Raw genomic sequence first — 26,100 nt, 5'->3', positions numbered from 1 at the left:
CTTCCCTCCTACTCGACCCGTACGATCCACAGCTTTTTTCCCTGCTCCAAAAATTGTCCGAGCCGCTCGCCATCACTTTTCTTCAGCTTCAATTCTGGTGTCGCCACCTTGCCAGTCGAAGTGAACCGATTATTGTTGTTTCCCTTTTCTGAATCCAGCACATCATTATTGTCTTCTGTTCGCACATAATTCACGGTGACTCCAGATATAAACACCTCCTTTGCAGGTTCACTAATTGAGCTCTGCACGATCAGTTCCTCCTCTTCCTTCTTGTTTGGGCTAAGCGATTCACTCCGCCTCTCTCGGTCTCCATCAACAAGATAAATATCTACCTTATCCCGGCTGCGCAGTGAACCATTGATGGCATAGATCGCTTCCTTTGGTATAGGGAAAATCCCTTCATCCTTGAGAGGTTCTAAATCACTAACATCCACTAAGGATGCCGTCAAAATACTTCCGTTGGTCAGATTTACATTCGTAATTTTATGCTCCACTTGTGCGATTTCTGTAATTACACCCGAAGGTATATCCTTGGTCTGAACAGAATCCAGATATAAATCACTTGCTTTCAGCTCATAGTTTTTTGGAAGAAGCTCCCCGCCTTCCACCTTGATTTTGACCACAGTTCGGGATAGTACGTAGGGCTTGAAGTAGAGATCATAGCCTAGCAATCCGCCGACTCCAGTAATCAAAATGAGACTTGCGAAGAAATAATTGCGTTTCAACAGTTGCCTACGCTGTAAAGCCAAGCCTTCCACCTCCTCAAAAACACAGTTTTGAAAAACGACAAAAAGCAACTTGGCGTAAATAGCCAAGCTGCTGGTAAAATGCTTTTTTACCTGTAGAGATTTAGAGAGCTATTAGATTATAGAGTTCCGGTAAAAGCGCTCAGGTTCATACCATAGGCTCTCACCGGAAAATAACCTTTTATTTAAACACTACGGTCTTATTTTGATGGACGAGGATACGGTCTTCGATATGCCACTTCACTGCACGAGCCAGAACAACCCGTTCAATGGTGCGTCCAATCCGCTTCAGCTCGATGACATCATCACCGTGACTTACCCGCTGCACATCTTGTTCAATAATCGGGCCACCATCAAGCTCTTCTGTAACATAGTGAGCAGTTGCTCCGATAATCTTTACCCCGCGTTGGTACGCTTGAGCGTAAGGATTACCGCCAATAAAGGCCGGAAGGAAGGAGTGATGAATATTAATAATTTGGTGGCGATAGTGCTCAATAAACGACGGTGAGATAATCTGCATATACCGAGCCAGAATTATAACATCAATGTCGTCTCCGATGACCTCAAGCTGACGTTTTTCCGCCTCAGCCTTAGTATCAGCTGTAACTGGAATATGGTGAAAAGGAATGCCGAAGGACTCGACATACGATTTCATATCCAAATGGTTGCTCACGACGAGAGCGATGTCGGCTTCTAGATCACCAGCTTGCCACTGCCAGAGCAGCTCCACAAGACAATGGTCTTCTTTAGAGACAAATATGGCTAATCTTTTCTTATGACGAACATTGAAAATTTTCCAGTTCATCTTGAAACGTTCAGCCACCCCACCGAACAAAGAACGTATCTCTTCCAGACGATCTCCTAATTCGGGAAGGTCAAACTCAACTCTCATGAAGAACATTCCGCCATCTGGATCCATTGTGTACTGATCCGATTGCACAATATTCGCGCCATGCTGATACAGAAAGTGTGATACAGCCGCCACGATTCCCGGTCCGTCAGGACAAGAAATGAGCATACGCGCCCGGTTGGAATAAGACTCAACACCTGACGAATTGTTTCTTTTTACGTGTAATTCCATGATCCTCATCCCATCCCCTCATCTACATGTGCAATCTGAAGTCTAACTTATGCGTGAACGAGCACTTACTTGCCTGCTAACCATGCAATCAAGCGATGATTAATGGCTTCCTCGCTCAATTGCGGGAACAGCTCGGCAGCGATGACTTCATCATATAGACGCTCCAGCGGTTCACGTGGATCAGCTTTTTTAGCCTTGGCATCGTTCTTCAGCATCTCCCAGACATTAAGCACAAATTGACGGGAATCGATCTCCTTATTAGCAAAAAACTCACGCAGTTTTTCAACATCCTCTAGAAACTCCGGTCCAAATCGTTCCGCTACGTTACCACGGAGCAAAGCAATCTCTACCTCATACATCGGACGCTGTTTCTTCGCATCTTTACCAACCCATGGCGTCTCAAGAATGAATGGCAGACCTGTCAATTTCTCATGATGGACGATTTTGTTAATCGTATCAAAACCGATCCAACCCGAACCAATTGGAGTGTGACGGTCTTTACCTGCTCCACATGGATTTTTGCTGTCATTGATATGGATAACCCCAAGACGATTCAAGCCGATAATCTCATCAAACTTGTTAAGAACGCCATCCAAATCATTAACGATATCATAGCCAGCATCATGAATGTGACAAGTATCAAGACATACGGACAAACGCTCGTTATGTTCAACCTTATCAATAATAGAAGCAATCTCCTCGAAGCTGCGCCCGATCTCTGTTCCTTTACCAGCCATAGTTTCTAGGGCGATATGAACTTCAGTTTCATTAGTTCCCCCAAGAACCTCATTAAGTCCATCTGCAATCCGCTGAATACCGTATTCTGCATCCTTATCAGTGAAGGCACCCGGATGTAATACGATATGCTTGACCTCAAGCGCATGCGTACGACGGATTTCCTCTTGTAAGAAATCAACGGCCAACTGATACGTGTTCTCTTTATAGGAAGCGAGATTAATAATGTAAGGTGCGTGGACGACAATCTCCTCCACACCGTTTTCTTTCATTGCTTGCTTTCCTTCAACCGGATACATGGCATCAATCGGCTTGCGGCGCGTGTTCTGTGGCGCTCCTGTATATATCATAAATGAGCTGGAACCATACTCATTTGCTTCATTTGCTGCGGTCAAAAGACCCTTGTCCGAGCAAGACACGTGTGAACCTATTTTCAGCATACTTCTTCCCTCTTTCCTTCACGAATTACCCCCTATTCTACCGTGATCAGAAAAATAAATCTAGACAAGGTCAATATGCTGGGTTCTGCTTCGCAAAACTTTGGAAATAAGCTATACTTTAATATGAGATTAAATTATGTGAGAATACTCATTGCCAAAAGGTGGTGTATGCATGTCTATCCAATCAGGACTTGGTTTATTATCCGCAACACCGAGCAATTGGTTCATGAACTCTATCGCTTTCTGGACATTTATGCTGCTGGGTTCCATGTGTATCGGCGGTTTTTTTATGTTCCGGAAATTCCTAAAGGTGTTGCCGAAAGCTGATGGAAAATCAAAGCTGGACTGGCAAAATTACTGGGTAGAACGCAGTCGTTCACTCTGGAGTGATGAATCAAAAGCTTTCTTAGACCAGCTTGTTCAGCCTGTGCCTAGCCCTTTTCGCGATATCGCCAAACATTCCATTGCTGCCGAGATCGGTAAGATCGCTGTGGAAAGTAATGCAAAAGAGGTAACTCGTGATCACTGCATTAAAGGTTACATAGTCGCCACACCACGGCGTGACAATCGTTTCCTCGTCAATTTTCTTGAAAAGAATAAAATCGACTACTCTGCTTACCAGCATTTGTTCAAGTGATTGATAATCTGATGTTGCGTTCAGAACGGAGGCCAACCTTATGAAATATGTAATATGTGGCGGCACCGGTTTTATTGGCAGCGAACTAGCAAAATACTGGCTACTAGCAGGCAATGAAGTTGCAATCGTCGGTCGCAATCTACCTAAGGCTGCACCTTATCATCCTAAGCTGAGTTACCACACATGGGACAGCCTTAACAATGATCAAGTGCCTATAGAAAATGCGGATGCCTTGGTCAATCTTGCTGGTGCTTCTCTTAGCCAGCGTTGGAGTCCAAGTGGTAAAAAGGCAATCATGCAATCCCGTCTTGCAACCGTTTCCGCTGCTGCTAAGCTACTCGACCGTTTGAAACACAAACCTTCTGTAGTCATTCAGGCGTCCGCTGTAGCTATTTACGGAACCTCTTTGCAAGATACCTTTAGTGAATCATCACCAGCCCATGTCATGGACTTCCCTTCAGAAGTGGTTAAGACCTGGGAAGAGGCTACTGATGAAGCATACAAGAATATCCGTATGATCAAGTTGCGTACTGGGGTTGTGCTCGGCAATGAAAGCGGTGCTTTCCCAAAAATGAAGCTACCTTATTTACTGGGCTTTGGTGGTAATATCGGCGCGGGAAACCAGTGGGTATCCTGGATTCACCTGACGGATATCGTCCGTCTAATCGATTTTTGTATTCAGAATCCCACCATCGCCGGACCTGTTAATGCGACTGCACCACATCCGGTCACGAACGAAGAGTTCGGTAGAACGATCGGCAAAGTATACAAACGGCCGCATTGGTTCCCACTACCCGCCATTCTGTTAAAAACAGCAGTAGGTGAATTGTCTGAGATCTTGCTCAAAGGACAACGCGTTCTTCCATCGGCGGCATTAGAACATGGCTTTATCTTTACCTTCCCCACACTTCAAACCGCTTTAGAAGATTTGAAAAGCCAAAAATAGCAGAATTAACATTCTTTGCTTGTACTCTTCATCCCATGTGGAATGTGTAACTTCCTTTTACAATCTTAAATACGGTCCCCTCTGACAGCGGGTACTCTTTGTAAGGGATCATGGCTTCGCCTTGAAAAAGCGTTCCATTTCTGGAGTCGAGATCCTTTAGTACGTATCCGCCAGGGCTCCTAGATATCTCCGCATGTACTCTAGAAGCTCCTTCCGATCTTTCTACATACTGAGCTACTTCTGCCGATCGGCCAATGATAAAGCTAGTTCGGTTTAACGCTATGGTTTCCGACTCTGCCTCTTCCTCATCGCTTCTTTTGAGATAAGGAACATTTCGAGCTAGCTTCTCATTTCGTTTGCCTTGCTCAGGTGTTTCCTCCCGTGATAATAAAGCGGTTGGGGCTATTGGACCTGGTGGTATTACAGTACTATCCTCCTCTTTCCTTGATTCAGATCGCACAGACGGAATGTTAGATAAAGGGTCGGATGGATGCTGATCTCCCTTTGGAATCGATGCTGCTGGACGCACAGGGGTCACAGGATACCTACCGAAATCCCACTCCAGTTCTCTTCGATTCGGACTCCGGTTTGTATCTTCAGAATCCTCACTCGTATGTTCCTTTTCTTCGTCACTTCCAAACCTAATTCTTTCGCTCCATACCATCCAGCTAAAAGTAGCCAAGGCAATCGTTGCGATCCCACAAACGGCTAGCCATAACGGTTTTGGGTTATTCAAATATAGGAATTTCCATAATAATGCATCACCCAATAAGCAACCTAGAATAATATAGGTTCTTGAGCTTGAGGGTTGTGAATTCGTCAACTTATTATCGTCTGTAGACCGAAGAAACCTTTCCTCTTCTTTCACCCTAAAATTCGGACTGGAATAGCTATTTAACCACGGAGCTGAATTCTGCTGCGTACGCAGACCCTTATCCTCGTTCCGCTCACTCATTTTTTTCTGGGGAGCAGGTACCTCATTCACAAACAGTTCCCTTACTCTCTCTTGCATTCGTCCTTCAGGCTCTGCCGGACGTACTTCTGTCAACTTAGGTGATGTGTATGCCATTTCTGCGTTATTACTGAATTGTCCTCTACTAGAGTCGCCCTCTGTCAACAGCTCTGAGAGAAGACCCTTTAAGCCCGCTGGTGTAAATTCTTCTTCCCCACAGTATTGCAGCACTCTTTGAACACCACTGCCAGTAAGCTCTGTGATAGAAGCCATCATCACCATGATCAGCGATTTGAGAGACTCTCCCAGCCTAGAAACAGGCTCATTCCCCTGAACAGGGATATAGGTGAGATATACCTTACCACTCTGCAATGATCCTTCAATAAAAATATAATCTTCATGCAAAGCATACTGATCCGCCCGAAGCATATATAACCTGCCATCTTCCATCCCTTGCGCAATTTGTAGAAGTAATCCAAAAAATGAGGTCATGCTCAACTTCTCACTTTTGAGCAAATGACTGAGCATTTTTTTACGCAGAACAGCATATTCCATCGTAACCTTTAAATCAATTTCCCTAAGTAACAACCTTAAATGATGAGGAATGTCAGTGTTCATCAGCATACGAGCTTGAACCATATTAAGCTTACCTACCGGCATTCCTTCTGGTTCGCCAAGCATCATATATATACCGTCCTGCTGTATAAAGTCACGGGATAATCCGTACAACAAGCATCACCACCTCCTATTTTAAAAATAAAGATAAGCGCAAATGGTACCAGGGACTACAGCCAGCATAAAGGGAAATCTCAACAGCTCATCATCTTTATTTATTAATAGGAATGAACTCTTCAATAATATGAATCCGGAAATTGTGTTAAATATCCTGCGCGTACGCCTGCCTGTCTCCCGTCTCTTTAAGACAATTAGCCAGCCTATCAAGGCCCCAAACAGTACGGAGTACATCACGACCTGCAATGTAAATAGCATTCCTGTCCACGCCCCAATCCCGGCAAAAAGCTTAACATCCCCTGCACCAACCGCCCCTATCAAATGCATAATTAGAAGCACTGCAAATCCTGCAGCGGCACCCACACCAGCCTTAAGCAGACCATCCCAGCCGTTCATCAGCGCTTGAGCAAGCAGACCAGCAAGCAAGCCTGAGACAGTGATCCAGTTTGGTATTCTCATCGACTTTATATCCGTAATAAATGCAGCTGCCAGAAACGGCAGACATCCCCAGAAGGCCCACTCCGCCATGGATTACACTCCTTTCCCCTTCACTCATTTCACTACTGTGAACATCACCTCAATAGATCTACCGTCATCGAGCTGAATTACAAATGGCCACGAGCCCGGTGTGGTATTCACACCAATTTTCCACTCCCACTCGATATATCCGTCCGCATCCGCTTGTTTCCAGCCTAAATATTTAGCAGTGCTTCCCCCGCTTTTATAAAAAACGGATAAGCTAGCGGAAGCATTCGGCGGAATTTTAGCACGAACTTTGCCTTGCTTATTGGCTACAGCTGGATTCGGTTTCTCCAAAATCTTAATAAAATCCTCTGGTTGACCAGTGCCGTCATTGCCCTTATTTGTACCCTCTCCTGTATCCCCGATCCAAAGACGTTCAACAGCACTTGCCTCAAGTACAATGCGTTGGTTTAGAAAGGGAACCTTCATCGGCAGCTCATAGCTAACCACCAATCCAAAGTAAGGTCGGGTACCCTTCTTTAACTCAGGCACGATAATGTTGGATACATGAATTCGATCATAATCCAGTAATTCTGATGACAGATACGGCTTTAATAGGGGTTTTATCGCTAGATCCAGTACACTTTCTGAGGTCTCAGCCTGTAGCTTCTGCAGAGGTCCCTCGCCCTTCTCTAAAGCTGACATGACCCACTCATTCAGCGGCTTAGGTAATGACATTGCATAACTACTGCCCCAATCTGTAAGTGACAAGCGAGGAATCGTCCAATTCGATTCGGCTTGATTGCCAGCGGATAGGTCGGTGCCATCCTTCACTGGATTAGCGCCAGCTTCGCTTGTTGCTCCCCATTTCTGCACAGCCAAAGCTGCTGGGTACATATGCGTTGAAATAGATTTCACAGTATCAGATGCTGTGCTTTGTAAGGCTGTTGAATACAAGGTCATCTGTACGATAGAAATTAGGAACAAAACAAACAGTAGGAAGATCGGAAGTACCATCGCCGCTTCTACTACCATGCTGCCTTCTTCCTGCGTCTTCCTCCTAATCCGGTACCCGTCCCCCATATCCTTACCAACCTCCTGCTAGTATGAAAAATCAGCCTGCACTGCTCTCATATATGTACTGCCTTGCACTTCTCCAGAATACCCAGCGCTATAGTCCAATAGCTTCACAACACCCGGTAGAAACCATAGTCGCATTCCAAGCTTAATATTCGATGAGACATACGTACTTCTTTCATCTGGATTTATTCCTGTGTTCAGTCGAATGAGAGCCAGCATCCGAGATAATTGAACATTCCCGCCTCCATGCAGCATCATGAACAGACGCAAATGATCACGATAAGTCAGCTGGGCCGGTAAATATTTAGACAGTGGTATGGAATCTTTCTCACAGAGTAACAACATGTCCTGAATAGCTTGCTGGATCCCATACAACAGTGCTGCGGCCAGAACAGCCAATGGGTTTCCTAAACTTGCCCTCTCAATAAAACCTTCCATCGTTCGAATAGACAGCCGCATGGCAAATATTTCAGCATACGCTGCGGCTACATTTCCAGCGGGATTATGAAATCCGTAAAGAATGTATTCCAGCTCTTGCGCTTTAGGATTAAGCTGGTCTGTAAGTTCGGCTGTGCCCTCAGAACCTTGTGCTAGAGTAGCTAACTTGGAAACATCAAAATGTTGAAAATAGAGAGCAGAATACTCCGTTTGAAAAAGTCTATCTCTAGCCCCTCCCATAATGCCACCCATCGCTGCATAGATTCCGTCCATATCCTCCATCGCCGAACTCCCAGCAGTATACGGGTTAGTGCTGACTTCAGATTTACCAAGTGGATCTGATGCTAATTCCTTATTAAAAGCAATATTCTCCTCGTAATATTGACGAAGTGTATCATAGCTTTTCAGAGAATCCGTCACTCCGTTACCCATCATTCGAATCTTATCAAGTAACGCTTTCGCTTCACCCAGCTTCGATTTTGCTTCTCTCTCCAATTGCTTACGCTCTTTATCCGAGCTACGGTGCTGTTCGATTAAAGCCAAATCACTAACGATAATACTTCCCTTCTTACCGTAATTCTGTAGATAGTTATTCACTACGCGTGAAGCTTCAAGAACAGAAGAGATCATTTGATAGGAGTCACCATATTCACTCAAAGCTTCATACAGCACACCCGACATTCCTGTTACGATAGGTTCAATGGCCTCGTAAGAACTTTTCTGCATAGATATACTATTCTCCATCTGACTTAGATCAGTTGAGGAGAGAATCAGTGCATCTTCCTGCTCACGCAGCTTTTTAAGCGGGTCTGAGCTTATCTCTCCTGAGCTCGCCGGAATATCCCAGTCATTAGCAGGAACATTTGATAGATCCACCCCCTCCATTCGTGACTGTTCCAATATATTTCTCATCTCGTCATTCAATTGCTCTGCCTTCTTTAACGCTTTATTCGCTCCCTCCATTGATCTTTCATGGTCTTCACGAAAAGCTGTTAATAAGGCAGGAAGCCTCGATAACATTTCAGTAGTTCGACTCCGGTAGAGAGACAATTGATAAGTGTACTTTGCAGGCTTTTTACTATCACGATAAAGATCATCGTAATATTTCCCAAGATAGTCACTATACTGTGCGGGAATATCCGCCGCCGATTGCATACTTCCGAGTGAACTGGCAGAAATGGATTCTGCAGGCGGATTCATAATCCATTGAAGTAACCTTCTTCCACTCTCCGCAGCCAGGCTTCTCTGCTCTAACATAAGATCCAAAGCCTCTTCTCGCTCGTCATATAACGGCTGTAGCTTACTGAGTAGTTCAGTAGCCCGTGAGGCCTCTGCCATTACTCCTGACATCGGCTTGAATTTACCTGCCAATTCCAAAGCGAAATCCACCGGAGCCTTATACTTCATTTCCTCCAGTATTTGTCGACTCACAACATCATAGCTACCCAGCGGTCTGCTCCATTTCAAAGACGACGATTCCAAAGCGAAGGGTACAAGATTGAACGCGTCACTCCTACCACTTTTATGCATATTATCATTGAGTACCTGAGACAGCAGCATATCCCCGTCACTCTCTCCAAAGGCGAATAAACCATACTTTTCTCGTAGCTCAACATCGTAAGATGACATTACAGAGCGAACGCTAGCCCTCGCTAAACGTTCCTCCTGAACATTGAAGGCAGCAATCCGCGCATAGTCAATCAGCACAGCGGTAAATAAAAAGACGAAAGCCAGCACCATAATTAAAAAAATTGAGACTGAACCTTCCGTTTTGCCTTTACCCTGCCTCTGTTTCTTTCGACTCTTACCGCTAACAAGGCAACTGGTAAAGATGCTCCTCATCAAAACCTCCCTCCTTATCCCTACCTTCAATAGATACAAGATCCATTAGCAAGGAAATATTCACTTATCCTGAAGCTTGGTCATCATCGCGGATGCATCCTTCTTCTCCATGTGGACTCCAGACCCACTAGTACCCTCTGAACCTCCCTTGAACTTAGCCCCGAAGTAACGCATCAGGTCGACCGTACGGATAAACTCAACAGGCTCAGCGATGATAGATTGAGTTTTTACAGTTGGCTTTGCCTCATCAGACAAAACTTCATCAAGTACAGGTAAGTGCAGTAGACGATTTAATTCAGCACTTACTTTCCGTCCTGCAAGTGAATATGCGTAGTTCAAATTTCCCGGCATGTTATTCGGAATCATAGAGGACGAATGTCTGAGTTTAAGCACTGGTAGATCACTTTCCTCTGACACTTCACCAGGTAGCTCTATTGTCGCGCCATCACTTCCAGCTTCTCCGCCGAATAAAGAGGCTAGTAAAGCATCGTCTCCAATTCTCCAATAAAGGGAGTCATACTCACCTGCAGCATAGGAGCCAGAAACCTCTTTGTGGCTGTTGTCCCAATTGTAAGCCGCACGCTCAGTAGCCCCTGAGGCCACTTGCAGGAGCATAGATTTCTGGTAGCTATACAAACAGAAGAACAGAAGAAGCATTGTAATACACATGACCATTGGTAGTAGAATTGAAGCTTCAATAGTAAAGCTGCCTCGATCGTCCTTAAGCTTTTTCACTCGAATACTTCCTGGCTCTTTTCTCCTGCAGTTTTAATCAAAGCCTCCACTACTTCCTGAATTTTGTCCTTAAACAAAAGAACGACCGCAATCAGCACTGCAATAATCAGAATCATTTCCAGTGTCCCCAGGCCTTCCTCGTCCTTCCAAAAATTCTTCACGCTACCCAACATTGTCGTCATCATTAGTTTCACCCTCCTACATTTTTAACATCATGAATGCTGGCGTTCCCACCAGTACAATTACTATTAAAAAGATAACTACCATCGGAAAGACTAGTTTAGAGGAAGCTTGCTCCCCTCGCGTTCGGCTGATAGCTTTCCGTTTATCCCACAGCATCCGCGAGAGATCGCGTAGCGATAACACAAAATCCGCTCCACCTCTGCGATAATTCAGAAGAACCGTCGTCGTGAACAACGATACCTCCTGCACTGCACATCTCTTGCTAAAATTCTCGAATGCCTGCTGAAATGAATAGCCTCCTTCCCATTCACTGGTCATGATCCTAAGCTCCTTATACAATGGGTGATTAACATCACCTCGGTGGCTCTCCACACAGCGAATAATCGCCCGTTGCACGGTCTCACCTGCTCCTACCAGCAATACAATGCTGTTCAGAAGTTCTGGTAGCTCGAGCATAATATTCTGCTCTCTCACCCTCACCTTTTTATGTAAATCACTCACCATAGCAGCTGGTAGAGCTACCGCCAAGAAAAAACCTAGAATCAGACCTGTCTGATCGCCGCTAAATCCTGTGATCAAACTTCCACCCACAAGCAGCAACCAACTGTAGCTAAGCATCTCACCCATGAACAACAGGGTTCGTTCTGCACTGTAACGCATCCCATAACTTCGCTGCAGGGAACGTTGAATCCTGAACATCAACGATGGAAAACGACTGACAATGCCGGTTTTCTCAATGAGCAGCAACAGCGGTTCACCCAGCTTCCGAAGTCGTAATCCTTCCATAGGAAGTTCTCTTAATCCGTCATATCTTTTTCCGCATTTAATTCGTAACAGAGCCCAGACAACAAGTAAAAATATAGTGACTACTGCACATAGCCATCGCATGATTTCTTCCCCTTCACAGCGGAATGTCCATTATTTTAGTAGTCCAGAGATAACATAAAAACAAAGCTACTAATGCAAGCGTCGATATGGCTATACCCGCTCCTGTGTACATGGGCTGCATGTAGTCTCCTGCAGTCAAACTCATAAAGATCACCATAATTAGTGGAGATATTAACAGCGCTTTCGCTTCGAATTTCTTCTGTGAAATGCTTACAGTAATATCTTGCTGAATATCCAGCTTCTCTCCAATAATCGTAGACGTACGGCGCACTACTTCTACCAGATCACCGCCTGTACGTTTACATACAGTGAACACGTCAGCGAACCGCTCAATATCTTCCATTCCTGCTCTTTCACTGAAATCCCGAAGCGCTTCCTCCACTGGCTGACCGTATTCCATGCGCGTACAGATAATATTTAGCTCCGAGATCATATCGCCGCCCCCCTCCGGGTCCAGCATACGTAAGTCTTGGACCGCTTCCCGGAAAGCATTCTCGACCGATCGCCCTGCTGAGAGTGAGGAAGACAATGAAAATAACGTCTGTTTAAACTGTAAATTAAGCATACTCCGGCGTCTTTTCAGCAAATAATTACGCAGCATACGAGGTGCATACAGCCCACCTGGCATAAGTAGTAACGACAGTATCCAATGATGATAAAAAAGATATCCCACTCCAAACAGCAGCAAACCACCTACTGCAATAGCCAGAGTTTTCTGCACCAAGGTCAACTCATATACCGTATAATCCGGCAATAATGAATGGCCTCTGGAATCAGCTTTCTTAGGCTTTTCAGCAGCAAACTTAATCTTAAACATTACCTCTTCCCCCTTTTAGAATTCAGAATCCAGCCTGTGATAACGGATAGGAGGTCACACCAGCCATTCTAAGCTTTGCTGTATGCATAAGCGGGTTTGCGCAAGAAACCAGCCCTCCTTGTACCCGGCCCTCTCGTTCACCGGACTCTCGAAATTCATATAGAGGGTTCAAGACCACTTCTCCATCTTTCAGGCCTGCAACCTCACTAATCTCCATCACTCGCCTAGAACGATCACGGAGCCTGGATAAGTGTACGAATATATCAATCGCCGATGAGATTTGCTGACGAACAACCGTTACCGGCAGATCCGCAGCACTTAACACCATCGTCTCCAGTCGACTGACCATATCGTGCGCGCTGTTACTATGCCCTGTGGACAAGCTTCCATCGTGTCCAGTGTTCATCGCCTGTAGCATATCGAGGCATTCCGCTCCCCGTACCTCACCCACAACAATTCGATTGGGTCTCATCCGCAGCGAAGAACGAATCAAATCTCGAATAGAAATCTCCCCTCTACCTTCCGTATTCGCGTTCCTAGTTTCCAGGGAAACGAGATTTGGCACCGTTACAATCTGTAGCTCAGCAGAATCTTCTATTGTGATGACCCTCTCCTGTGAAGGGATAAACTGAGATAACGCATTTAGAAAGGTGGTCTTCCCCGAGCCCGTTCCCCCGCTTATAAAAATGTTGTATTTAGCAGCTACTAAGATTTGCAGTAGCTCTGCTGCTTCCTGACTTAAAGCTTCACGACTCACCAATTCATTCATCGTCATCGGCTTCTCCGGGAATTTACGTATGGTCATCGCTGGTCCCTTCAGTGAGACTGGCGGAAGTACAATATTCACACGGGATCCATCCTTCAACCGGGCATCAACGATAGGAGAGGAGTCATTTACTACCCTGTTAACACCGGATACTACCGTTTGGATAATGTCCTCCAGCCTGCTACTGGACTCAAATTCCAAAGGAAGACGACGAATCTGACCCTCCTCTTCTATAAAAATCTCAGTATGACTATTGATCATAATCTCCGTGATCGCCGGATTATCCACTAATGGCTGAAGCACATCCAATCCTCGGAAGGAGTCAAATAGTCTCTTAACTAACTCATGCTTCTCCTGTGCTGTTAAGTAACGGAGGCTTTCACTTTCTAGAATCGTTCGTTCGATAAACCCAGTAAGTTCACGGTTTCCTACTGCAGAAGTCACATCAAGCCCTGCACGAATCTCACTACGCAGCGCCCTGAACATCTCCATCTCCTCATTCATGGATATTCTTCCCTGTAAAAACTAATGGGAGTGCTGGCTCTACAATCCGCTTGCACAACTGCATGATCTCCTGCTGAAATTGTGGAGAGTTCAAAAAGAGCTCCTCACGGTGTTGCAGCGTCCATGATGGGATAAAGGGACATACGCCTTCAATGATAATTCCTTCAGGAGGCACCCACTCTTCCAAACGATCCACTGCAAAATTCACTACAAATTTACTCTTCTCCATCACATAGGGGAGCATGCCAGAGTTAGGAGCGGTGCAATGCGACAACCATCTCATAGTCTTATACATGCTTACATCATCATTTTTCAGGACCCAAAGTAAAATCCCACTTCGCTGCAGCACAGCTTTCGCACGCTCTTCCTCGATGCTGCCGGTGTCCACAATAACAACATCAAAGTTTCTCTCCGCAACCAGCCGCTCTAACAAATCCAGCGTATCTTGCAAAGTCATCTGCAGCATTTCCTTCACATTAATAACTGGTCTGAAAGCAGCAGTTCGGAGGTGATCATATCTAATGAAGTATTGTCCTAATTCGATCGTATCCGCTTCATCCTTGTCTCGATTGGCCTTTATTTCATATAGCAGCCGCTCTAGTCCAGGCGTATAACCTACAGGGATTCTGAGAAACAACCCACTGCTGTCTATACTCTCAAGGTTCAGATAGAAAACCGAAAGGCCCATTTCACCAAGCTGCTTCGCCATATTCAATGCTATCGTTGTTTTGCCCATGTTGCCGCTGGCAGAGACAACCCCCAGCAACAGCGTTTCATCTAGCACAGAAGATCCTCTACCTCTCTGAACTTCACATAACTGGAGAAATGCTTCAAGGAGGGAAGGAAGCGCCTGATATTTGGCAATCATCACTCCCCCTCCCAGACTCTTAACACTCTTACCGAGATAACCTCCATCCTCACTCAAAACTGCCCATGGAACCGTGCTTTTCCCCTCTACTAGCCAAGCCTCGATAAAAGAAGAGTCCCCCACAACAGCATCCGGGATGTCCTCTCCCCTCATAAATTCGATAAAAGCATCCATTCGGCTAAAAGCCGTAATACGCAGCATTTCTCCGTACTCGCTGTGATGAAGATAGTGCAATAATGGTTCGATATATTGACTTTCACGCACTGCGAGCACAATCCTTGCCGCCATGAAACCACGCTCCTTTCGATAAGAAGAAATCCATTATTTCTTCAAAAAAAGACAGCAAAAAAAGCACCGACAATAACCGTGGATACGGTAATTGAACGGTGCTTCCGTCACTATTCCTTTAATTTACAGCTATAGTAGCATATATATAAGAAGGCAGCAATAAGTTTTTTCGCACACTAGCTGGATACTATACTCTCATCTTATCTTCACGCCAGATCTTAATGGCAGACCGAATATCGGCAGGGTTGAGCTTCTCCTTCACCGCCCGCTGACACAGTGCTGGAAACTCATCATCACCTGCATAGCGTAGCGCTATAATTTGGGCTATTTCAAGCTCTGGATTCAAAGCTTTGCCTGTCAGACGGAAATAGCGAAACTGCTCTTCCACTCTCACCACGCGGTCCTGATTTTTTGTCGCATATATACGAATTCTTGTAATCGCAAAAAGTAAGCATAAGGACATCCCGAATAATAGCAATGGCACCGTTAAAGCACCATCATCACGTATCTCTTGAACAGCATAAATCGCCGACCACACAAACAAAATTAGAGCAAGCGGCATCGTCACAAAATGAAAAGGCCAATCAAAACGCATAAATCCCTTGGGCTTCCCTTTATTCATAATTCATCTCCATATTTTATATGACTTGTATAGCGCTTAAAGCTTGGTCTCGCCGGGAATTGCCACAATAAAGGGCTTGTTGTTCTCCCAGTTCAGCGACTTCCCTGATACTTTAGTCGTTCCATCCGCATTAACGATTCCGCAAATAATCTGACTTCCCCATACACTCGTATAATAATAGGCATAGGATGGGGCTAAAACAGGGGCTTTACCATATTCCTTCGCAATGGGGTGTCCGAATATCGCGGTAAAATCTTTTTTATCAGCCTCTTTCGAATTGTCCAAATCTGCTTCCCATACGACTGTTCTAATGTTGTCTTTAATCTCATAATAAGATACAAAATGCCCATAGATTATGAAATATCCATCAGATCTGCCTTCAGGAAAATAATACGACATAGACAACGCATCATTATCACCCGTTAATTGGGACGGTTCTCTTTCTTCAACCGGGAATTGTAAAGATGCAATACGGGAAACTACCAAGTCCCTACTATTATAATTCTGCATAAGCTTCGCATTGGCACGTTCCTGAACCCAGACAGTATTCGTAGTAACATCTACCGTTACTCTTGCTCCAAGAGCTTCCGCAATAAATCTCAGCGGCACCGTAACTCTTCCATCCATGATGCTAGCAGGTGCATCCAGTTGTACGGATTCGGAGTTCTTCCACGCCGTTCGAGAACCCACAGCAAGCATAATCTTCATGGAGTCTCTAACGATCGTTACTTGCTTTGTACGGGCTTCCCACTGAATAGAAGTATTCTTGAAGCTCTCAAAAGCCTTCAGCGGAACCATCGTCTGTCCAGAGACGATTTGCACGCCATAATTCACGCTCGAATTATTCACCATTACCTTGAGCTTAGCATCTGCGGATACCGTTCCCATCGTACCTAAAGAAACTAGCATAACTATTAATAGATAAAGCCCTGCCTTTCGCAACATCCCTTCGCCCCTCGCTAAATGTCCTTAACTATAACAAATTATGGTTACATTATAACATCTAGCCAAATCCCGGATTACAAAAATCTTTGTTTGATCTCCGGTGTTGGGAGCAGACATTGCTCATCGCGCCCGAACCAACGGTAACGATTCCTTGCAACATAGCGGTAAAGGATATTCCGTATTGGGCGCGGCACTACAATAAAGAAATACGCAGCAGGCCAAGGCCATCTCAATCTACGTGCAATCCGCAGTACAGCAGCCGACTCTGTATAATATACACCGTTCTCCAGCAATACAACTGTGTTCAACTTCCCAGGTTGAAGTCCAGCCTCACTCATTAGCTTAGCGGCAATTTCACTTTGTAAAGGGGCGAATAGAAATTTAGCCTTGGGATCACGCGGGATGATGAAACGAAGCAAACCTTGGCAAAGATGACACACCCCATCAATCAACACAATGGACTTATTTTGCATAATGTTCAGCTCCTCGTTCATAGCTCCCCCTCCTTATAAAGATAAGTGTATCGCATATTTTGGGTAAACAAAAACGCGGGATAGAATCCCGCGCCAACATGTACCGTTCTTTAATTATTCAGCAATTGCCTTTTCAATCCATTGATCACCGATCATTTGTCCTTCGAAATCAGCAGTGAATGCCTCCATGCATTTACAGATGAAATCTTTGCGGCAAATTGGACATGGAGTTTTAAGCAGGCGGCTGATGTTCGTCATTTTCCATTCCGGAAACCGATTATAAAACGCACGGCACTCCGTTCCATCAGCAAGCTTGATAATGAACTCGTACAATCCTTCCTTATCGTTGCTGCTGGCTTTGGTCACATTCGTAATATTCGGTCTGTAAGACATCTTCATCACCCATTATTTAAATTTTTGGTTGTAAATTGCACACGCAACATATTCTCAGATACTTAGACATATTAAAGAATTTTAAGAGTGATGTCAACCAAAGACGCCTAACACGGAGGCTATTTATTGCTCTTTTCTGATCAACGCCTTTATTCAGTCATTATTTCCATAAAATATATACAGATACATTTAATTTATGATCATTCATTTTGCTGTGATTTAATAAACCGAATGGGCGTTAATGGTTCATAGAATTTTCTTATTTGGCTCACCCTCATAAATAGTGTACAATTAAATTGCGATAAATCAAAATTGGGAATTACAAAGGAGGTGGCATCCATGAGTATTTATGATTTTGAGGTCAACACTCTTCGGGGTGCAGAAGAATCATTGTCCAAGTACAAAGGTAAAGTACTCCTTGTTGTGAATACAGCTAGCAAATGCGGGTTTACGCCTCAGTATAAAGGGCTTCAGGAAGTGTACGAGAAGTTTAAGGATCGCGGATTCGAAGTGCTTGGCTTCCCAAGCAATCAGTTTGCTGGCCAGGAGCCTGGCGAAAGTGATGAAATTGCAGAATACTGCGAGATTAACTATGGGGTAACTTTTCCAATGTTCGAGAAGATTGATGTAAAAGGTGATGAAGCACACCCATTATTCAAATACTTATCAAAGGAAGCACCTGGTGTTCTAGGCTCAAAAAGCGTGAAATGGAACTTCACCAAGTTCCTGGTGGATCAAGAAGGCCGTGTCCTTAAGCGTTTTGCTCCTAAAACTACTCCTCAGCAGATCGAATCCTATATCTCCAAGCTTCTGAAATAATCCATTCAATAAGAAATTTTAAAAAAGGATACTGGCCACATCACTCAGCCCACTAGGTGATATGCGGTCAGTATCCTTTTTGTCATTATCCAAAATACGAAAATACAGCTTTCCGATTGCTCGTTAAGCATAAAAAAGAAGCCTTGCGTCGCAAGGCTTCTTTCGTCATTCTGTATGCGGTAGAGAGGACTCGAACCTCCACGGGTATACACCCACTACCCCCTCAAGATAGCGTGTCTGCCATTCCACCACTACCGCGCGGTGAGATAAAACATAAAACTTTGTTTGAGGTCAACATTCATTATTATAAATGTACTTCCCCGAAATGTAAAGGCGTTGATTTAAGAATTTTCGTCGGCCCATTTCTGCTTACGATATTCAGTGAATGCTAGGTATTCTTTAATGAATTCCTTTTCCTCTGGAAGCAGTTTATTCGTTCGATCTTCATTCAACTTTGCTTCTCCGAAATCATAGTCCTCATTGCTCTCTTTCAATATTTCAGATGTATTTCTACCTAAAATAAGCCAGTCCAGACTTACATGAAAAAAAGCGCCGATCTCAATTAATTTATGTGTTCCCGGAGTAGATTTGCCCCGCTTCCAATCTCCCATATTACCTGTGCTTATATTTAACTGCTCGCAGAATGATTTCTTGGTGAGACCTTTTTGCTTAATTAAGTACTCTATACGTTCGTATATGGTCTGCATCCGTAAACCGCCCTTCACAAAAAAAATAAAAAAAGACTTATTTAAGTAATTGCCTATTGCAAAATAACGTAAAAAAGTATATAATTGGTGTTACTATGTATTATCCGATTATATCATATGGTTAGAGTGACGATAAGAGGCGACTCAGGTGACAAGTGTCTGATGTAATGCCGTCTGACCCCCTTAATTAACATGTCATCCCGAAGGATCTCTAGGAGGGAGCGGTGACTTTTGTCAAAATGCTTATCATCTTCCATTATCCATTCACTTGAATATCTGACGCACAATGCAGTGGTCATCAACAGCCAAGGTGTTATCCAGTTCACCAACAGGAAGTGGAAAGCATTTAGTCATGAATATGGCCTCTCCCCTCACAAACAATGGATTGGAGCTTATTATTCGGAGCTTCTGCAAGATGTAATCATCGATTCCGATCAATGGGCCAAGCTTTATGATTCGGTGAAAATTATACTCCGCAGAGAGCAACAGATTTATACCTCTGAGTTCATCATTCAAACCGCCTATAAAGGGACGCGTATCTTTCGTTTGGAAATCTATCCGCTACTCTCTGATTATTATCTAGAAGCTGCTTTTATAATTTCTCTATATGATTTGGGTGTATTTATAGAAGGAACTAAGATGTCGGGGATCACAAGCAGCTGTTCGACATGTCAGCCAACACAAGAGTTAATCCCCATCTGCGCTTCCTGCAAATCCATTCGAAATTCTAAGGATGAATGGATCAACATTGAACATTTTTTAAAACATCAGCTTTCTCTGCAATTCACCCATGATATTTGCCCAGAATGTGTCAGACAGCTCTATCCCCAATATGCAAGAGCCTTCAAGAACTAATCAACTTGTCTAACCCTATAAAAAAAAGTAAGAAAACCTCTGCGAAGCAAAGGAATTCTTACTTTTTTATTTGTATGCGGTAGAGAGGACTCGAACCTCCACGGGTATACACCCACTACCCCCTCAAGATAGCGTGTCTGCCATTCCACCACTACCGCATAATATGACCCGTATGGGATTCGAACCCATGTTACCTCCGTGAAAGGGAGGTGTCTTAACCCCTTGACCAACGGGCCTTAGCAAGGTTGTCTTAACGTGACAACAAAAATTATGATACCAGAAATATAAGGACATGGCAAGCACTTTTTTTCATATCACTTCAGCCTGTAGCATTCTTCGATTCTTCAATCATCTCTATATCCCAATCACGTCTAATCCTTGCCTTGATCTCCTCATATTGTTCCCTGGAGTCGCTGTGTATCTCATGAACATAAAGAAGCTTCCTTCTAGGACCATGATCCTCGTAACGAATAAGTTCAATAGAAAGATTCATGCCGCAAGACTGTATAGTTTTGATTAGCTTTCTCCTAACAAAAGGATAATGCTTAGCAATCAGTACGAGATGCATATGTAGCATCATACCAACGCCGATCAACGCAGCAAGCCCACCAAAGATCAGTCCCGCAAGACCGTTATAATAAGACATATCCCCTTGATGTGTAAACGAAAGTATAGCTGTCTGTGTAAGAACAAGAGATATTAAAGAGGCCGCTAGATTGGATAACTTGATCGCCGAAACGGCTGGCGCTTTTCCTTTTCTCATCATAACGATCGACCCATGCACCGCCATAACAATTTCTACAAAAGTCATGCATGCGATGGCGAGTGCTACATTCTTCGAATAACTCACGGAACTGCCATACAAAAATAACAGCAAACAATAGATGATAAAAACAACGCTAGACGTAGTTAAGATGACTCCAACCTTGAAATAACTCTTATATTCTTCTCTACCGTAACCGTAGGGATGTGTTTCGTCAGGCGGCTGCTTCCCCGCGTAATGTCCCTTGACCGCCGTTGCCTTCGCCAAGGCCAGCCCTACATTGTAAAAAGCATATATGCATAAGAATACCGAGGCAGTGTATAACCCTACAATCATTTTCCCAACGGCCATAACAATGTTCATATAGTACGATACTTTTGCATAGGTGATTGAACGTTCTATTTTCCTATGATCCATGTTCCTCACTCCCGCCAACTAACAAAAAAAGAGCCATTATAGGCTCTAACTTGTGTGCTCTGTCAAATAGGTTTATAACTTAACATACTATTTTGAACAAAACAAATGCTTTTTCTTACAACCAGATTAAAAGATAACTTTACACTTTAACCATCAATTTCTTCTTTAAGCGGGTTACGAACAGCTCCATCAGAACGGCTAGGACTAAAATGAAATACGTTATAGCCCCAATCTCAATATTCCCGATGATCAGCTCTGGCGAAGACTTCGTAGAGTTTCAGTCAAAATGAGAATGGCCCGAATATGAAATAGCAAACCAAGTTGCGAACAATTTATTATTGCTACATCTTTATCTGACCTTATTCTAAGTTGTTCTTAACTATTTTTCATATATGTAATCGATAAATCCTTGCCGTATCCATTCGCCTTCAAACTTTCTTTCAAGCACTCGATCTTCTTTATATATTAATTGCATATCAGAAAACATAGAGTCCACCTCATCATAATCATAATAAGAGTGAATTACTAATTCATCATCTTCCATTTGCTCATACTGATGTTCTCCTAAATCAACTCCGTCACCGACTCGAAAATCCTTAAGGGTTAAAAAATTAACAAATAATAACCCACCAGGTTTTAGCACCCGTTTCAATTCATTTATCGCTTCTTTCACATCTTGTTTTTTCATATGAAAAATAGAATTATAAGAATACACAAAACTCATCGACTCATCGTTTAATGCCAACTGTCTCATGTCACCCTGATGTATGTTTAAATTCTGCCCTCTTTCTGCTGCGAACTGATTAGCTCTGTTCATTTGTTCAACATTCATCTCTATTCCATATGTAGCGTATCCATAATTCGCAAACAAACTTAGTGGAGGAGTATCCCCTCCTGCCCCACAATCTAATATGGTCTTTTCCATGCCACTTTCATTACATAAAGCCAAAAATCTGTACAAGGGTATTTGTTTAAAAAGCTCCACAGTTGTTTCTCTCCTTTGATTTTAGGTTTATGCCTTCCTCAAGCCACCTTAATCATAGCTAAGATCCTTCTTGTAGTAAAAGTGTTTACTTCCAAGCGGAGCATCTTCGATAGTTGCAATTACTTTATATCCATACTTCTTATAAAATTCGGGCGCTTGAAAACTGAATGTATCTAATTTGATAAAAGTACATTTCTTTGCTTTGGCAACTTTCTCTGCTTCTTCCAATAATCTTTTCCCGTAACCTTGACTACGATAGTTATCATCCACCCACAAAATACCAATTTCCATCCAATTCCAACATATCGCACTGTTGATACCGGCAACAATATCTCCATTATCATCCTTCAAGCATAAATTTATCTCCTCATAAATGCCGTTTGGTACTTGTTTAGAGTTAAATTCAATAAGTTTTTTTCTGACGTAATCTGTTTCTTCATTTGTGCTATAAAATATCTTAGGATTAATCGACATAAGTTCCTCCTGATGGTTTATCTCTAACATTTCGACTAACGTTTCTGAGTGGTTAACCACTCTATTATAAATAGTAACCTATCTCATTTAAGTGACCACTAGAAACCCATTCCTGTGCCTCTCGAATTGTCTCAAACTTTATTTTTCAACAAACCAGGATATTGAATTCTCAGAATTTTGATCAAAGTGATTCATTTAACGATCAATACCTTCTGGTTTTAAGGCTAAATGAATTTGTGACTGTAGTCCAACAATAAAATTATGATATGGCATTATAAAACCCTTTCAGATTAAGTCGTATGCATATGCATTTCTGACGTCCAAGCCGCTTCAGGTGCGTAGCATCGGTTAATTTACGAAGCAGAAATGCGACGTTATCCGCAGGTTAATTCTGCCTTGATTACGCCTTTATAATGCTTGTTCACCTTTTGGTTATTTCCTTTTTTCAAAGCTCAAAGACGCATAGAATTCATACAAAAAAACTTCACCTTGCAGATCCTATGAACTTTATGTGTTTTACGTAGGTAGCCTCGCAGGGTTATTCTCCTGATTCAACTCTATTCGAAATTCCTTGAGTGGACCATCAGTAAGACTACGATGCGTAGACGCTATGCTATCGAAAGTTTCTACTTCAATGGAACACTCTCAAATTTTCTTATCAATTATATGTTTGTTGTTCTTAATTTCTGTTCTAAGCATTCTAATTTCATCAATTAAAACATCCATTTTTTTTGACATATTTGATCCATCAATTGCACTTCGAATTATTAATATAAACATTGAAAAACTAAATAATAAAAGAAGAACTCCAGATATTATCAATAATATATTATCCATTAATTACGCTCCCACAGATGTTTTTTTATGATCGCCTTTTTGATCATGAATATAATTCGTCTTGCTGACGACTTCATGAATCACATAAACAATATTTCAATATTTTTTATGTCCTCTTATTACTCCATCATGAAAGATCTCAATCACAAATTCATTTGGTCGATAAAACCATATATCTGGTGAGACCGCAGTTATATTATTTAAGTTCTTTAATGCAGATTCTAACGTAGTTTGTATAACTGGATCTTCGCCATGACTCCACAGTACATACATCTCTTTTGATCTATCAATATATCTCGTGTTGTTTTCTATTACTTCTGCCGTTATTTCTATAAAATCATAATTTGACCATTCGATTCGACCATAAAATGTGATTTCATACTCTGCACTAAAATCTTTATATATTTCCTTTGATTTCTCTGAACTAAATATAAGGGTCTGCTTTCCAAGAGTTTGTATGCATTCATCAAACAAAGAACTTGTTATAATCTTTTTATTCTTTTTGTCTTGATGTTGTAATAGATATTGAAGTCGATCCTGCCTATGTTTGGTATCCATGAATTTTCCTCATTTCAAATTTTTTCGTCAATCTCCCACAACTCCAAACTACCACTCACCTAATCATCTGTTCCTATACAGTCTAATAGTCTCTAGATTCAGGATACCACTGATGTATTTGATGCTAAAATCGATTTCTCAAACGTCTTCTATTTTGCGTATACTTCAGTAAACTTTCGCCTTTCTCACTCTATTCACCTTCCAAAATATTGAATATGATCACTGATAATTCAGATAAAAAAAGACAAATCACACATCCGCGTGATCTGCCCCAGGCACTACCTCAATTCCAGATAATTCGAATTTAGCCACCTCAAATAAATTCATACAACAAAAAAAGAGCCCCCATAATGGAAGCTCTTCTTATGTAATTCAGAACGGAGAGAGTGGGATTCGAACCCACGCACCGCTTACGCAGTCTAACCCCTTAGCAGAGGGTCCCCTTATAGCCACTTGGGTATCTCTCCATAAAAATGGCTCCCCGAACAGGACTCGAACCTGTGACAACTCGATTAACAGTCGAGTGCTCTACCAACTGAGCTATCAGGGAACATTAGAAGTAAATTAGAAGTGAACATGAATTAATTTATCATGATTTCAAGGTCTAGTCAAGCAGGTAAAATAATTTTTGTGATCGTTTTCAAATTCATGCATTATTTCTGCCATTAGCTAGATTTAAGAGGGGATCACTCCCCCCTTTAGTTTATGCGTAACACCATTCCCCGTCTTGCGGAAGCTGTACTCGATCCTGTAGCTCCTCCTTCTCCAAGTGAGCTTTTAGCTTATCCCGGGTAACAAGGCAATGGTTGATGGCGTCCATGTGTACAGCGATCACCTTAGTAGAAGAAGCATATTCGCATAAGTCTACGACATCCTGCTCATTCATTGTGATATGACCTCCGGTTAAAAACTGCGCTCCACCAGCATTAACGATCGTCACCTCAGGTTTAAAGGCATCGAGTGCAATCTTCACCTCATCACACCAAATCGTGTCTCCTGCCAAATACACAACTGGTTCGTTTTCCGCCTGAAAGACAAACCCGGATACCTTCCCCATCAGCTTGCCAATCTCTCCGGTTCCATGCTGTCCACCGGTACGTGTTATAGTTACTCCTTGGAATGTCAGCTTATCGGTGATTTCCGAGACGTTCTCAAATCCCTGCTCTACTAGGGTATGCTTGTCCCCCTCCTGACAAAATAACGGGAGATTATGCGGCAGCAAGGAAACGGCAGCGGCATCCCAATGATCTGGATGAAGATGCGTGACTATTATTGCATTAGGATTCAGCCATTTGTCTACTGATCCCGGTAACGATACAAGCGGATTCCGACGGTCATTTTCCGTATTAAAAATGGGAGGATTAGCGCCCTGCTCACTCAACATAGGATCGATCAGAAATGTACTTCCCCCATACTCCATCCATAGGGTCGCGTTGCGAATATGCTGTATTTTCATCGTAAGCCCTTCTTTCTTTCAGATATCTTCTGCTACAATTAATTATAGTTGGACCTTGAAACAGAATACATTGAGATTGGAAAGAGATTGGCCTGTTCTACTTTCACGCAGAAAGGATTTTAAATAATGACGAGTTCCTATTCCATAGATGATGTGGATTTTCGCATCCTACAGCTTCTAATTGATGATTCCACGATCAGTCACAGAGACATTGGGCAGCAAGTGCATATGACAGGCCAAGCTGTGGGCGCACGTATTCGCAAAATGCAGGACACCGGAGTGATTGAAGGCTACACCGTCCGCTGGAATCCAGATAAAGTTGGTGAGGCGATCAATGCCTTTATAACGGTCTTTCTAGGTTCGAATACGGTACATCCAGCCTTTCAAACATTCGCAAAGCAGCATGACAGCGTAAAAGAAATGCATCGCGTCAGTGGAGAAGGCTGCTATTGGATACGTGTTCGTACGGGAAGCCAAGAGGATTTGAATAACTTTCTCGACGAGCTGCTAAAGTTCGGAAATTACAGAGTCAATTTGTCGATGGGGAAGCTTAAATAAGGCTGTATCGCCTATGAGGCCGCTATCGGAGCCAGTTGACCTTTTACGCAGCATAATCGAATATTTGGCATACTAACGGACCCTCTAGTCGCTATTGG

The 26,100-nt window shown here is 43.1% G+C and carries 29 protein-coding genes and 5 tRNA genes; 5 read left to right on the top strand and 29 right to left on the bottom strand.

The window, feature by feature from the left end; genetic code table 11:
• Positions 1-8: 8 nt before the first annotated feature.
• The 3 genes from NSS87_RS06370 to NSS87_RS06360 all read right to left on the bottom strand — a co-directional run bounded on the left by NSS87_RS06370 (position 9) and on the right by NSS87_RS06360 (position 3,002).
• Positions 9-749 (bottom strand): SAF domain-containing protein, encoded by a 741-nt coding sequence (locus tag NSS87_RS06370; RefSeq protein ID WP_042185555.1) that lies wholly within the window; start codon positions 747-749, stop codon positions 9-11.
• Between the two features lie 178 nt (positions 750-927).
• Positions 928-1,827, bottom strand: coding sequence for a formyltetrahydrofolate deformylase (gene purU, locus NSS87_RS06365; RefSeq protein WP_042193405.1), 900 nt, complete (start codon positions 1,825-1,827; stop codon positions 928-930).
• A gap of 65 nt (positions 1,828-1,892) precedes the next feature.
• Positions 1,893-3,002, bottom strand: a complete 1,110-nt coding sequence (locus NSS87_RS06360; protein WP_339245635.1) for a deoxyribonuclease IV — start codon at positions 3,000-3,002, stop codon at positions 1,893-1,895.
• Positions 3,003-3,174: 172 nt separating this feature from the next.
• On the opposite strand from NSS87_RS06360, the gene NSS87_RS06355 reads away from it, so the two are divergent.
• A complete protein-coding gene (locus NSS87_RS06355; RefSeq protein ID WP_042124904.1) occupies positions 3,175-3,639 on the top strand; it encodes a DUF2621 domain-containing protein in 465 nt (154 codons plus the stop codon).
• 40 nt (positions 3,640-3,679) lie between these two features.
• Entirely contained in the window at positions 3,680-4,585 is a 906-nt protein-coding gene (locus NSS87_RS06350; RefSeq protein ID WP_042185551.1) for a TIGR01777 family oxidoreductase, read from the top strand.
• 28 nt (positions 4,586-4,613) lie between these two features.
• Here NSS87_RS06350 and NSS87_RS06345 read toward each other — a convergent pair whose 3' ends face one another.
• The 14 genes from NSS87_RS06345 to NSS87_RS06280 all read right to left on the bottom strand — a co-directional run bounded on the left by NSS87_RS06345 (position 4,614) and on the right by NSS87_RS06280 (position 17,573).
• Entirely contained in the window at positions 4,614-6,269 is a 1,656-nt protein-coding gene (locus NSS87_RS06345) for a DUF6382 domain-containing protein (RefSeq protein WP_339245633.1), read from the bottom strand.
• An 18-nt stretch (positions 6,270-6,287) separates the two neighbouring features.
• Positions 6,288-6,797 carry a prepilin peptidase gene (locus tag NSS87_RS06340; protein WP_042185547.1) on the bottom strand — a complete coding sequence of 170 codons (510 nt, stop codon included), beginning with the start codon at positions 6,795-6,797 and terminating at the stop codon, positions 6,288-6,290.
• Between the two features lie 24 nt (positions 6,798-6,821).
• Positions 6,822-7,814, bottom strand: a complete 993-nt coding sequence (locus tag NSS87_RS06335; protein ID WP_042185545.1) for a TadE family protein — start codon at positions 7,812-7,814, stop codon at positions 6,822-6,824.
• 18 nt (positions 7,815-7,832) lie between these two features.
• Positions 7,833-10,091 (bottom strand): hypothetical protein, encoded by a 2,259-nt coding sequence (locus NSS87_RS06330; RefSeq protein WP_042185543.1) that lies wholly within the window; start codon positions 10,089-10,091, stop codon positions 7,833-7,835.
• A gap of 60 nt (positions 10,092-10,151) precedes the next feature.
• Positions 10,152-10,826, bottom strand: coding sequence for a TadE family protein (locus tag NSS87_RS06325; protein ID WP_339245629.1), 675 nt, complete (start codon positions 10,824-10,826; stop codon positions 10,152-10,154).
• Positions 10,823-11,011, bottom strand: coding sequence for a Flp1 family type IVb pilin (locus tag NSS87_RS06320; protein ID WP_042185540.1), 189 nt, complete (start codon positions 11,009-11,011; stop codon positions 10,823-10,825). The genes NSS87_RS06325 and NSS87_RS06320 overlap by 4 nt, the downstream gene beginning before the upstream one ends.
• A gap of 13 nt (positions 11,012-11,024) precedes the next feature.
• Positions 11,025-11,897: a type II secretion system F family protein gene (locus tag NSS87_RS06315; RefSeq protein WP_156113061.1), complete on the bottom strand. Its 873-nt coding sequence runs from the start codon at positions 11,895-11,897 to the stop codon at positions 11,025-11,027.
• Between the two features lie 13 nt (positions 11,898-11,910).
• Positions 11,911-12,714 carry a type II secretion system F family protein gene (locus NSS87_RS06310; RefSeq protein ID WP_339245626.1) on the bottom strand — a complete coding sequence of 268 codons (804 nt, stop codon included), beginning with the start codon at positions 12,712-12,714 and terminating at the stop codon, positions 11,911-11,913.
• A 22-nt stretch (positions 12,715-12,736) separates the two neighbouring features.
• A complete protein-coding gene (locus NSS87_RS06305) occupies positions 12,737-13,984 on the bottom strand; it encodes a CpaF family protein (protein WP_339245624.1) in 1,248 nt (415 codons plus the stop codon).
• Positions 13,977-15,140 (bottom strand): hypothetical protein, encoded by a 1,164-nt coding sequence (locus NSS87_RS06300; protein ID WP_339245622.1) that lies wholly within the window; start codon positions 15,138-15,140, stop codon positions 13,977-13,979. Before NSS87_RS06300 ends, NSS87_RS06305 begins: the two co-directional genes overlap by 8 nt.
• Before the next feature lie 187 nt (positions 15,141-15,327).
• The gene (locus tag NSS87_RS06295; RefSeq protein WP_042185530.1) at positions 15,328-15,762 is read right to left on the bottom strand and encodes a DUF6526 family protein; all 435 of its coding nucleotides are present in this window, start codon (positions 15,760-15,762) and stop codon (positions 15,328-15,330) included.
• A 36-nt stretch (positions 15,763-15,798) separates the two neighbouring features.
• Positions 15,799-16,707: a copper amine oxidase N-terminal domain-containing protein gene (locus tag NSS87_RS06290; protein WP_339245621.1), complete on the bottom strand. Its 909-nt coding sequence runs from the start codon at positions 16,705-16,707 to the stop codon at positions 15,799-15,801.
• Between the two features lie 74 nt (positions 16,708-16,781).
• Positions 16,782-17,201: a thiol-disulfide oxidoreductase DCC family protein gene (locus NSS87_RS06285; protein WP_339245618.1), complete on the bottom strand. Its 420-nt coding sequence runs from the start codon at positions 17,199-17,201 to the stop codon at positions 16,782-16,784.
• Positions 17,202-17,294: 93 nt separating this feature from the next.
• Positions 17,295-17,573, bottom strand: coding sequence for a hypothetical protein (locus NSS87_RS06280; protein ID WP_042124803.1), 279 nt, complete (start codon positions 17,571-17,573; stop codon positions 17,295-17,297).
• A gap of 339 nt (positions 17,574-17,912) precedes the next feature.
• On the opposite strand from NSS87_RS06280, the gene NSS87_RS06275 reads away from it, so the two are divergent.
• The gene (locus NSS87_RS06275) at positions 17,913-18,392 is read left to right on the top strand and encodes a glutathione peroxidase (protein ID WP_042124801.1); all 480 of its coding nucleotides are present in this window, start codon (positions 17,913-17,915) and stop codon (positions 18,390-18,392) included.
• A gap of 175 nt (positions 18,393-18,567) precedes the next feature.
• On the opposite strand, the gene NSS87_RS06270 is transcribed toward NSS87_RS06275, so the two are convergent.
• Positions 18,568-18,650, bottom strand: a tRNA-Leu gene (locus tag NSS87_RS06270).
• A gap of 83 nt (positions 18,651-18,733) precedes the next feature.
• On the bottom strand, positions 18,734-19,099 hold the full coding sequence (locus tag NSS87_RS06265; protein WP_076284054.1) for a helix-turn-helix domain-containing protein: 366 nt from the start codon (positions 19,097-19,099) through the stop codon (positions 18,734-18,736).
• Positions 19,100-19,330: 231 nt separating this feature from the next.
• On the opposite strand from NSS87_RS06265, the gene NSS87_RS06260 reads away from it, so the two are divergent.
• Positions 19,331-19,954, top strand: coding sequence for a hypothetical protein (locus NSS87_RS06260; RefSeq protein ID WP_339245615.1), 624 nt, complete (start codon positions 19,331-19,333; stop codon positions 19,952-19,954).
• Between the two features lie 75 nt (positions 19,955-20,029).
• Here NSS87_RS06260 and NSS87_RS06255 read toward each other — a convergent pair.
• The 10 genes from NSS87_RS06255 to NSS87_RS06210 all read right to left on the bottom strand — a co-directional run bounded on the left by NSS87_RS06255 (position 20,030) and on the right by NSS87_RS06210 (position 25,444).
• Positions 20,030-20,112 (bottom strand) — tRNA-Leu (locus NSS87_RS06255).
• Between the two features lie 6 nt (positions 20,113-20,118).
• Positions 20,119-20,190 (bottom strand) — tRNA-Glu (locus NSS87_RS06250).
• Between the two features lie 83 nt (positions 20,191-20,273).
• Positions 20,274-21,134 carry a cation transporter gene (locus NSS87_RS06245; RefSeq protein WP_339245612.1) on the bottom strand — a complete coding sequence of 287 codons (861 nt, stop codon included), beginning with the start codon at positions 21,132-21,134 and terminating at the stop codon, positions 20,274-20,276.
• A 379-nt stretch (positions 21,135-21,513) separates the two neighbouring features.
• Positions 21,514-22,119: a class I SAM-dependent methyltransferase gene (locus tag NSS87_RS06240; RefSeq protein WP_339245611.1), complete on the bottom strand. Its 606-nt coding sequence runs from the start codon at positions 22,117-22,119 to the stop codon at positions 21,514-21,516.
• A 48-nt stretch (positions 22,120-22,167) separates the two neighbouring features.
• Complete coding sequence (locus NSS87_RS06235) at positions 22,168-22,593, bottom strand: GNAT family N-acetyltransferase (protein ID WP_339245609.1); 426 nt, start codon at positions 22,591-22,593, stop codon at positions 22,168-22,170.
• 645 nt (positions 22,594-23,238) lie between these two features.
• Positions 23,239-23,430: a hypothetical protein gene (locus NSS87_RS06230; protein WP_339245606.1), complete on the bottom strand. Its 192-nt coding sequence runs from the start codon at positions 23,428-23,430 to the stop codon at positions 23,239-23,241.
• A 96-nt stretch (positions 23,431-23,526) separates the two neighbouring features.
• Positions 23,527-23,988, bottom strand: coding sequence for a hypothetical protein (locus NSS87_RS06225; protein WP_042185514.1), 462 nt, complete (start codon positions 23,986-23,988; stop codon positions 23,527-23,529).
• 378 nt (positions 23,989-24,366) lie between these two features.
• Positions 24,367-24,455 (bottom strand) — tRNA-Ser (locus tag NSS87_RS06220).
• A 7-nt stretch (positions 24,456-24,462) separates the two neighbouring features.
• A tRNA-Asn gene (locus NSS87_RS06215) sits at positions 24,463-24,538 on the bottom strand.
• Between the two features lie 153 nt (positions 24,539-24,691).
• Positions 24,692-25,444 carry an MBL fold metallo-hydrolase gene (locus NSS87_RS06210; protein ID WP_339245604.1) on the bottom strand — a complete coding sequence of 251 codons (753 nt, stop codon included), beginning with the start codon at positions 25,442-25,444 and terminating at the stop codon, positions 24,692-24,694.
• Between the two features lie 126 nt (positions 25,445-25,570).
• Between NSS87_RS06210 and NSS87_RS06205 the strand changes: the two genes are divergently transcribed.
• Positions 25,571-26,002, top strand: coding sequence for an Lrp/AsnC family transcriptional regulator (locus NSS87_RS06205; protein ID WP_149645207.1), 432 nt, complete (start codon positions 25,571-25,573; stop codon positions 26,000-26,002).
• The last annotated feature ends 98 nt before the right edge of the window (positions 26,003-26,100 follow it).

The organism is Paenibacillus sp. FSL F4-0243, assembly GCF_037963295.1.
In the GTDB taxonomy this organism is placed as follows: domain Bacteria; phylum Bacillota; class Bacilli; order Paenibacillales; family Paenibacillaceae; genus Paenibacillus_AQ.
This window is presented reverse-complemented; position numbering and strand designations above follow the sequence as displayed.

Excerpts from the sequence above, each read along its gene's own strand:
- NSS87_RS06355 (WP_042124904.1), top strand. The coding sequence starts at position 3,175 with ATGTCTATCCAATCAGGACTTGGTTTATTATCCGCAACACCGAGCAAT.
- NSS87_RS06205 (WP_149645207.1), top strand. The coding sequence starts at position 25,571 with ATGACGAGTTCCTATTCCATAGATGATGTGGATTTTCGCATCCTACAG.
- NSS87_RS06330 (WP_042185543.1), bottom strand. The coding sequence starts at position 10,091 with ATGAGGAGCATCTTTACCAGTTGCCTTGTTAGCGGTAAGAGTCGAAAG.
- NSS87_RS06335 (WP_042185545.1), bottom strand. The coding sequence starts at position 7,814 with ATGGGGGACGGGTACCGGATTAGGAGGAAGACGCAGGAAGAAGGCAGC.
- NSS87_RS06285 (WP_339245618.1), bottom strand. The coding sequence starts at position 17,201 with ATGAACGAGGAGCTGAACATTATGCAAAATAAGTCCATTGTGTTGATT.
- NSS87_RS06275 (WP_042124801.1), top strand. The coding sequence starts at position 17,913 with ATGAGTATTTATGATTTTGAGGTCAACACTCTTCGGGGTGCAGAAGAA.
- NSS87_RS06290 (WP_339245621.1), bottom strand. The coding sequence starts at position 16,707 with ATGTTGCGAAAGGCAGGGCTTTATCTATTAATAGTTATGCTAGTTTCT.
- NSS87_RS06360 (WP_339245635.1), bottom strand. The coding sequence starts at position 3,002 with ATGCTGAAAATAGGTTCACACGTGTCTTGCTCGGACAAGGGTCTTTTG.
- NSS87_RS06295 (WP_042185530.1), bottom strand. The coding sequence starts at position 15,762 with ATGAATAAAGGGAAGCCCAAGGGATTTATGCGTTTTGATTGGCCTTTT.
- NSS87_RS06280 (WP_042124803.1), bottom strand. The coding sequence starts at position 17,573 with ATGTCTTACAGACCGAATATTACGAATGTGACCAAAGCCAGCAGCAAC.
- NSS87_RS06245 (WP_339245612.1), bottom strand. The coding sequence starts at position 21,134 with ATGGATCATAGGAAAATAGAACGTTCAATCACCTATGCAAAAGTATCG.
- NSS87_RS06225 (WP_042185514.1), bottom strand. The coding sequence starts at position 23,988 with ATGGATACCAAACATAGGCAGGATCGACTTCAATATCTATTACAACAT.
- NSS87_RS06305 (WP_339245624.1), bottom strand. The coding sequence starts at position 13,984 with ATGAATGAGGAGATGGAGATGTTCAGGGCGCTGCGTAGTGAGATTCGT.
- NSS87_RS06265 (WP_076284054.1), bottom strand. The coding sequence starts at position 19,099 with ATGCAGACCATATACGAACGTATAGAGTACTTAATTAAGCAAAAAGGT.
- NSS87_RS06340 (WP_042185547.1), bottom strand. The coding sequence starts at position 6,797 with ATGGCGGAGTGGGCCTTCTGGGGATGTCTGCCGTTTCTGGCAGCTGCA.
- NSS87_RS06300 (WP_339245622.1), bottom strand. The coding sequence starts at position 15,140 with ATGGCGGCAAGGATTGTGCTCGCAGTGCGTGAAAGTCAATATATCGAA.
- NSS87_RS06320 (WP_042185540.1), bottom strand. The coding sequence starts at position 11,011 with ATGATGACGACAATGTTGGGTAGCGTGAAGAATTTTTGGAAGGACGAG.
- NSS87_RS06210 (WP_339245604.1), bottom strand. The coding sequence starts at position 25,444 with ATGAAAATACAGCATATTCGCAACGCGACCCTATGGATGGAGTATGGG.
- NSS87_RS06350 (WP_042185551.1), top strand. The coding sequence starts at position 3,680 with ATGAAATATGTAATATGTGGCGGCACCGGTTTTATTGGCAGCGAACTA.
- NSS87_RS06230 (WP_339245606.1), bottom strand. The coding sequence starts at position 23,430 with ATGGATAATATATTATTGATAATATCTGGAGTTCTTCTTTTATTATTT.
- NSS87_RS06235 (WP_339245609.1), bottom strand. The coding sequence starts at position 22,593 with ATGTCGATTAATCCTAAGATATTTTATAGCACAAATGAAGAAACAGAT.
- NSS87_RS06315 (WP_156113061.1), bottom strand. The coding sequence starts at position 11,897 with ATGCGATGGCTATGTGCAGTAGTCACTATATTTTTACTTGTTGTCTGG.
- purU (WP_042193405.1), bottom strand. The coding sequence starts at position 1,827 with ATGGAATTACACGTAAAAAGAAACAATTCGTCAGGTGTTGAGTCTTAT.
- NSS87_RS06310 (WP_339245626.1), bottom strand. The coding sequence starts at position 12,714 with ATGTTTAAGATTAAGTTTGCTGCTGAAAAGCCTAAGAAAGCTGATTCC.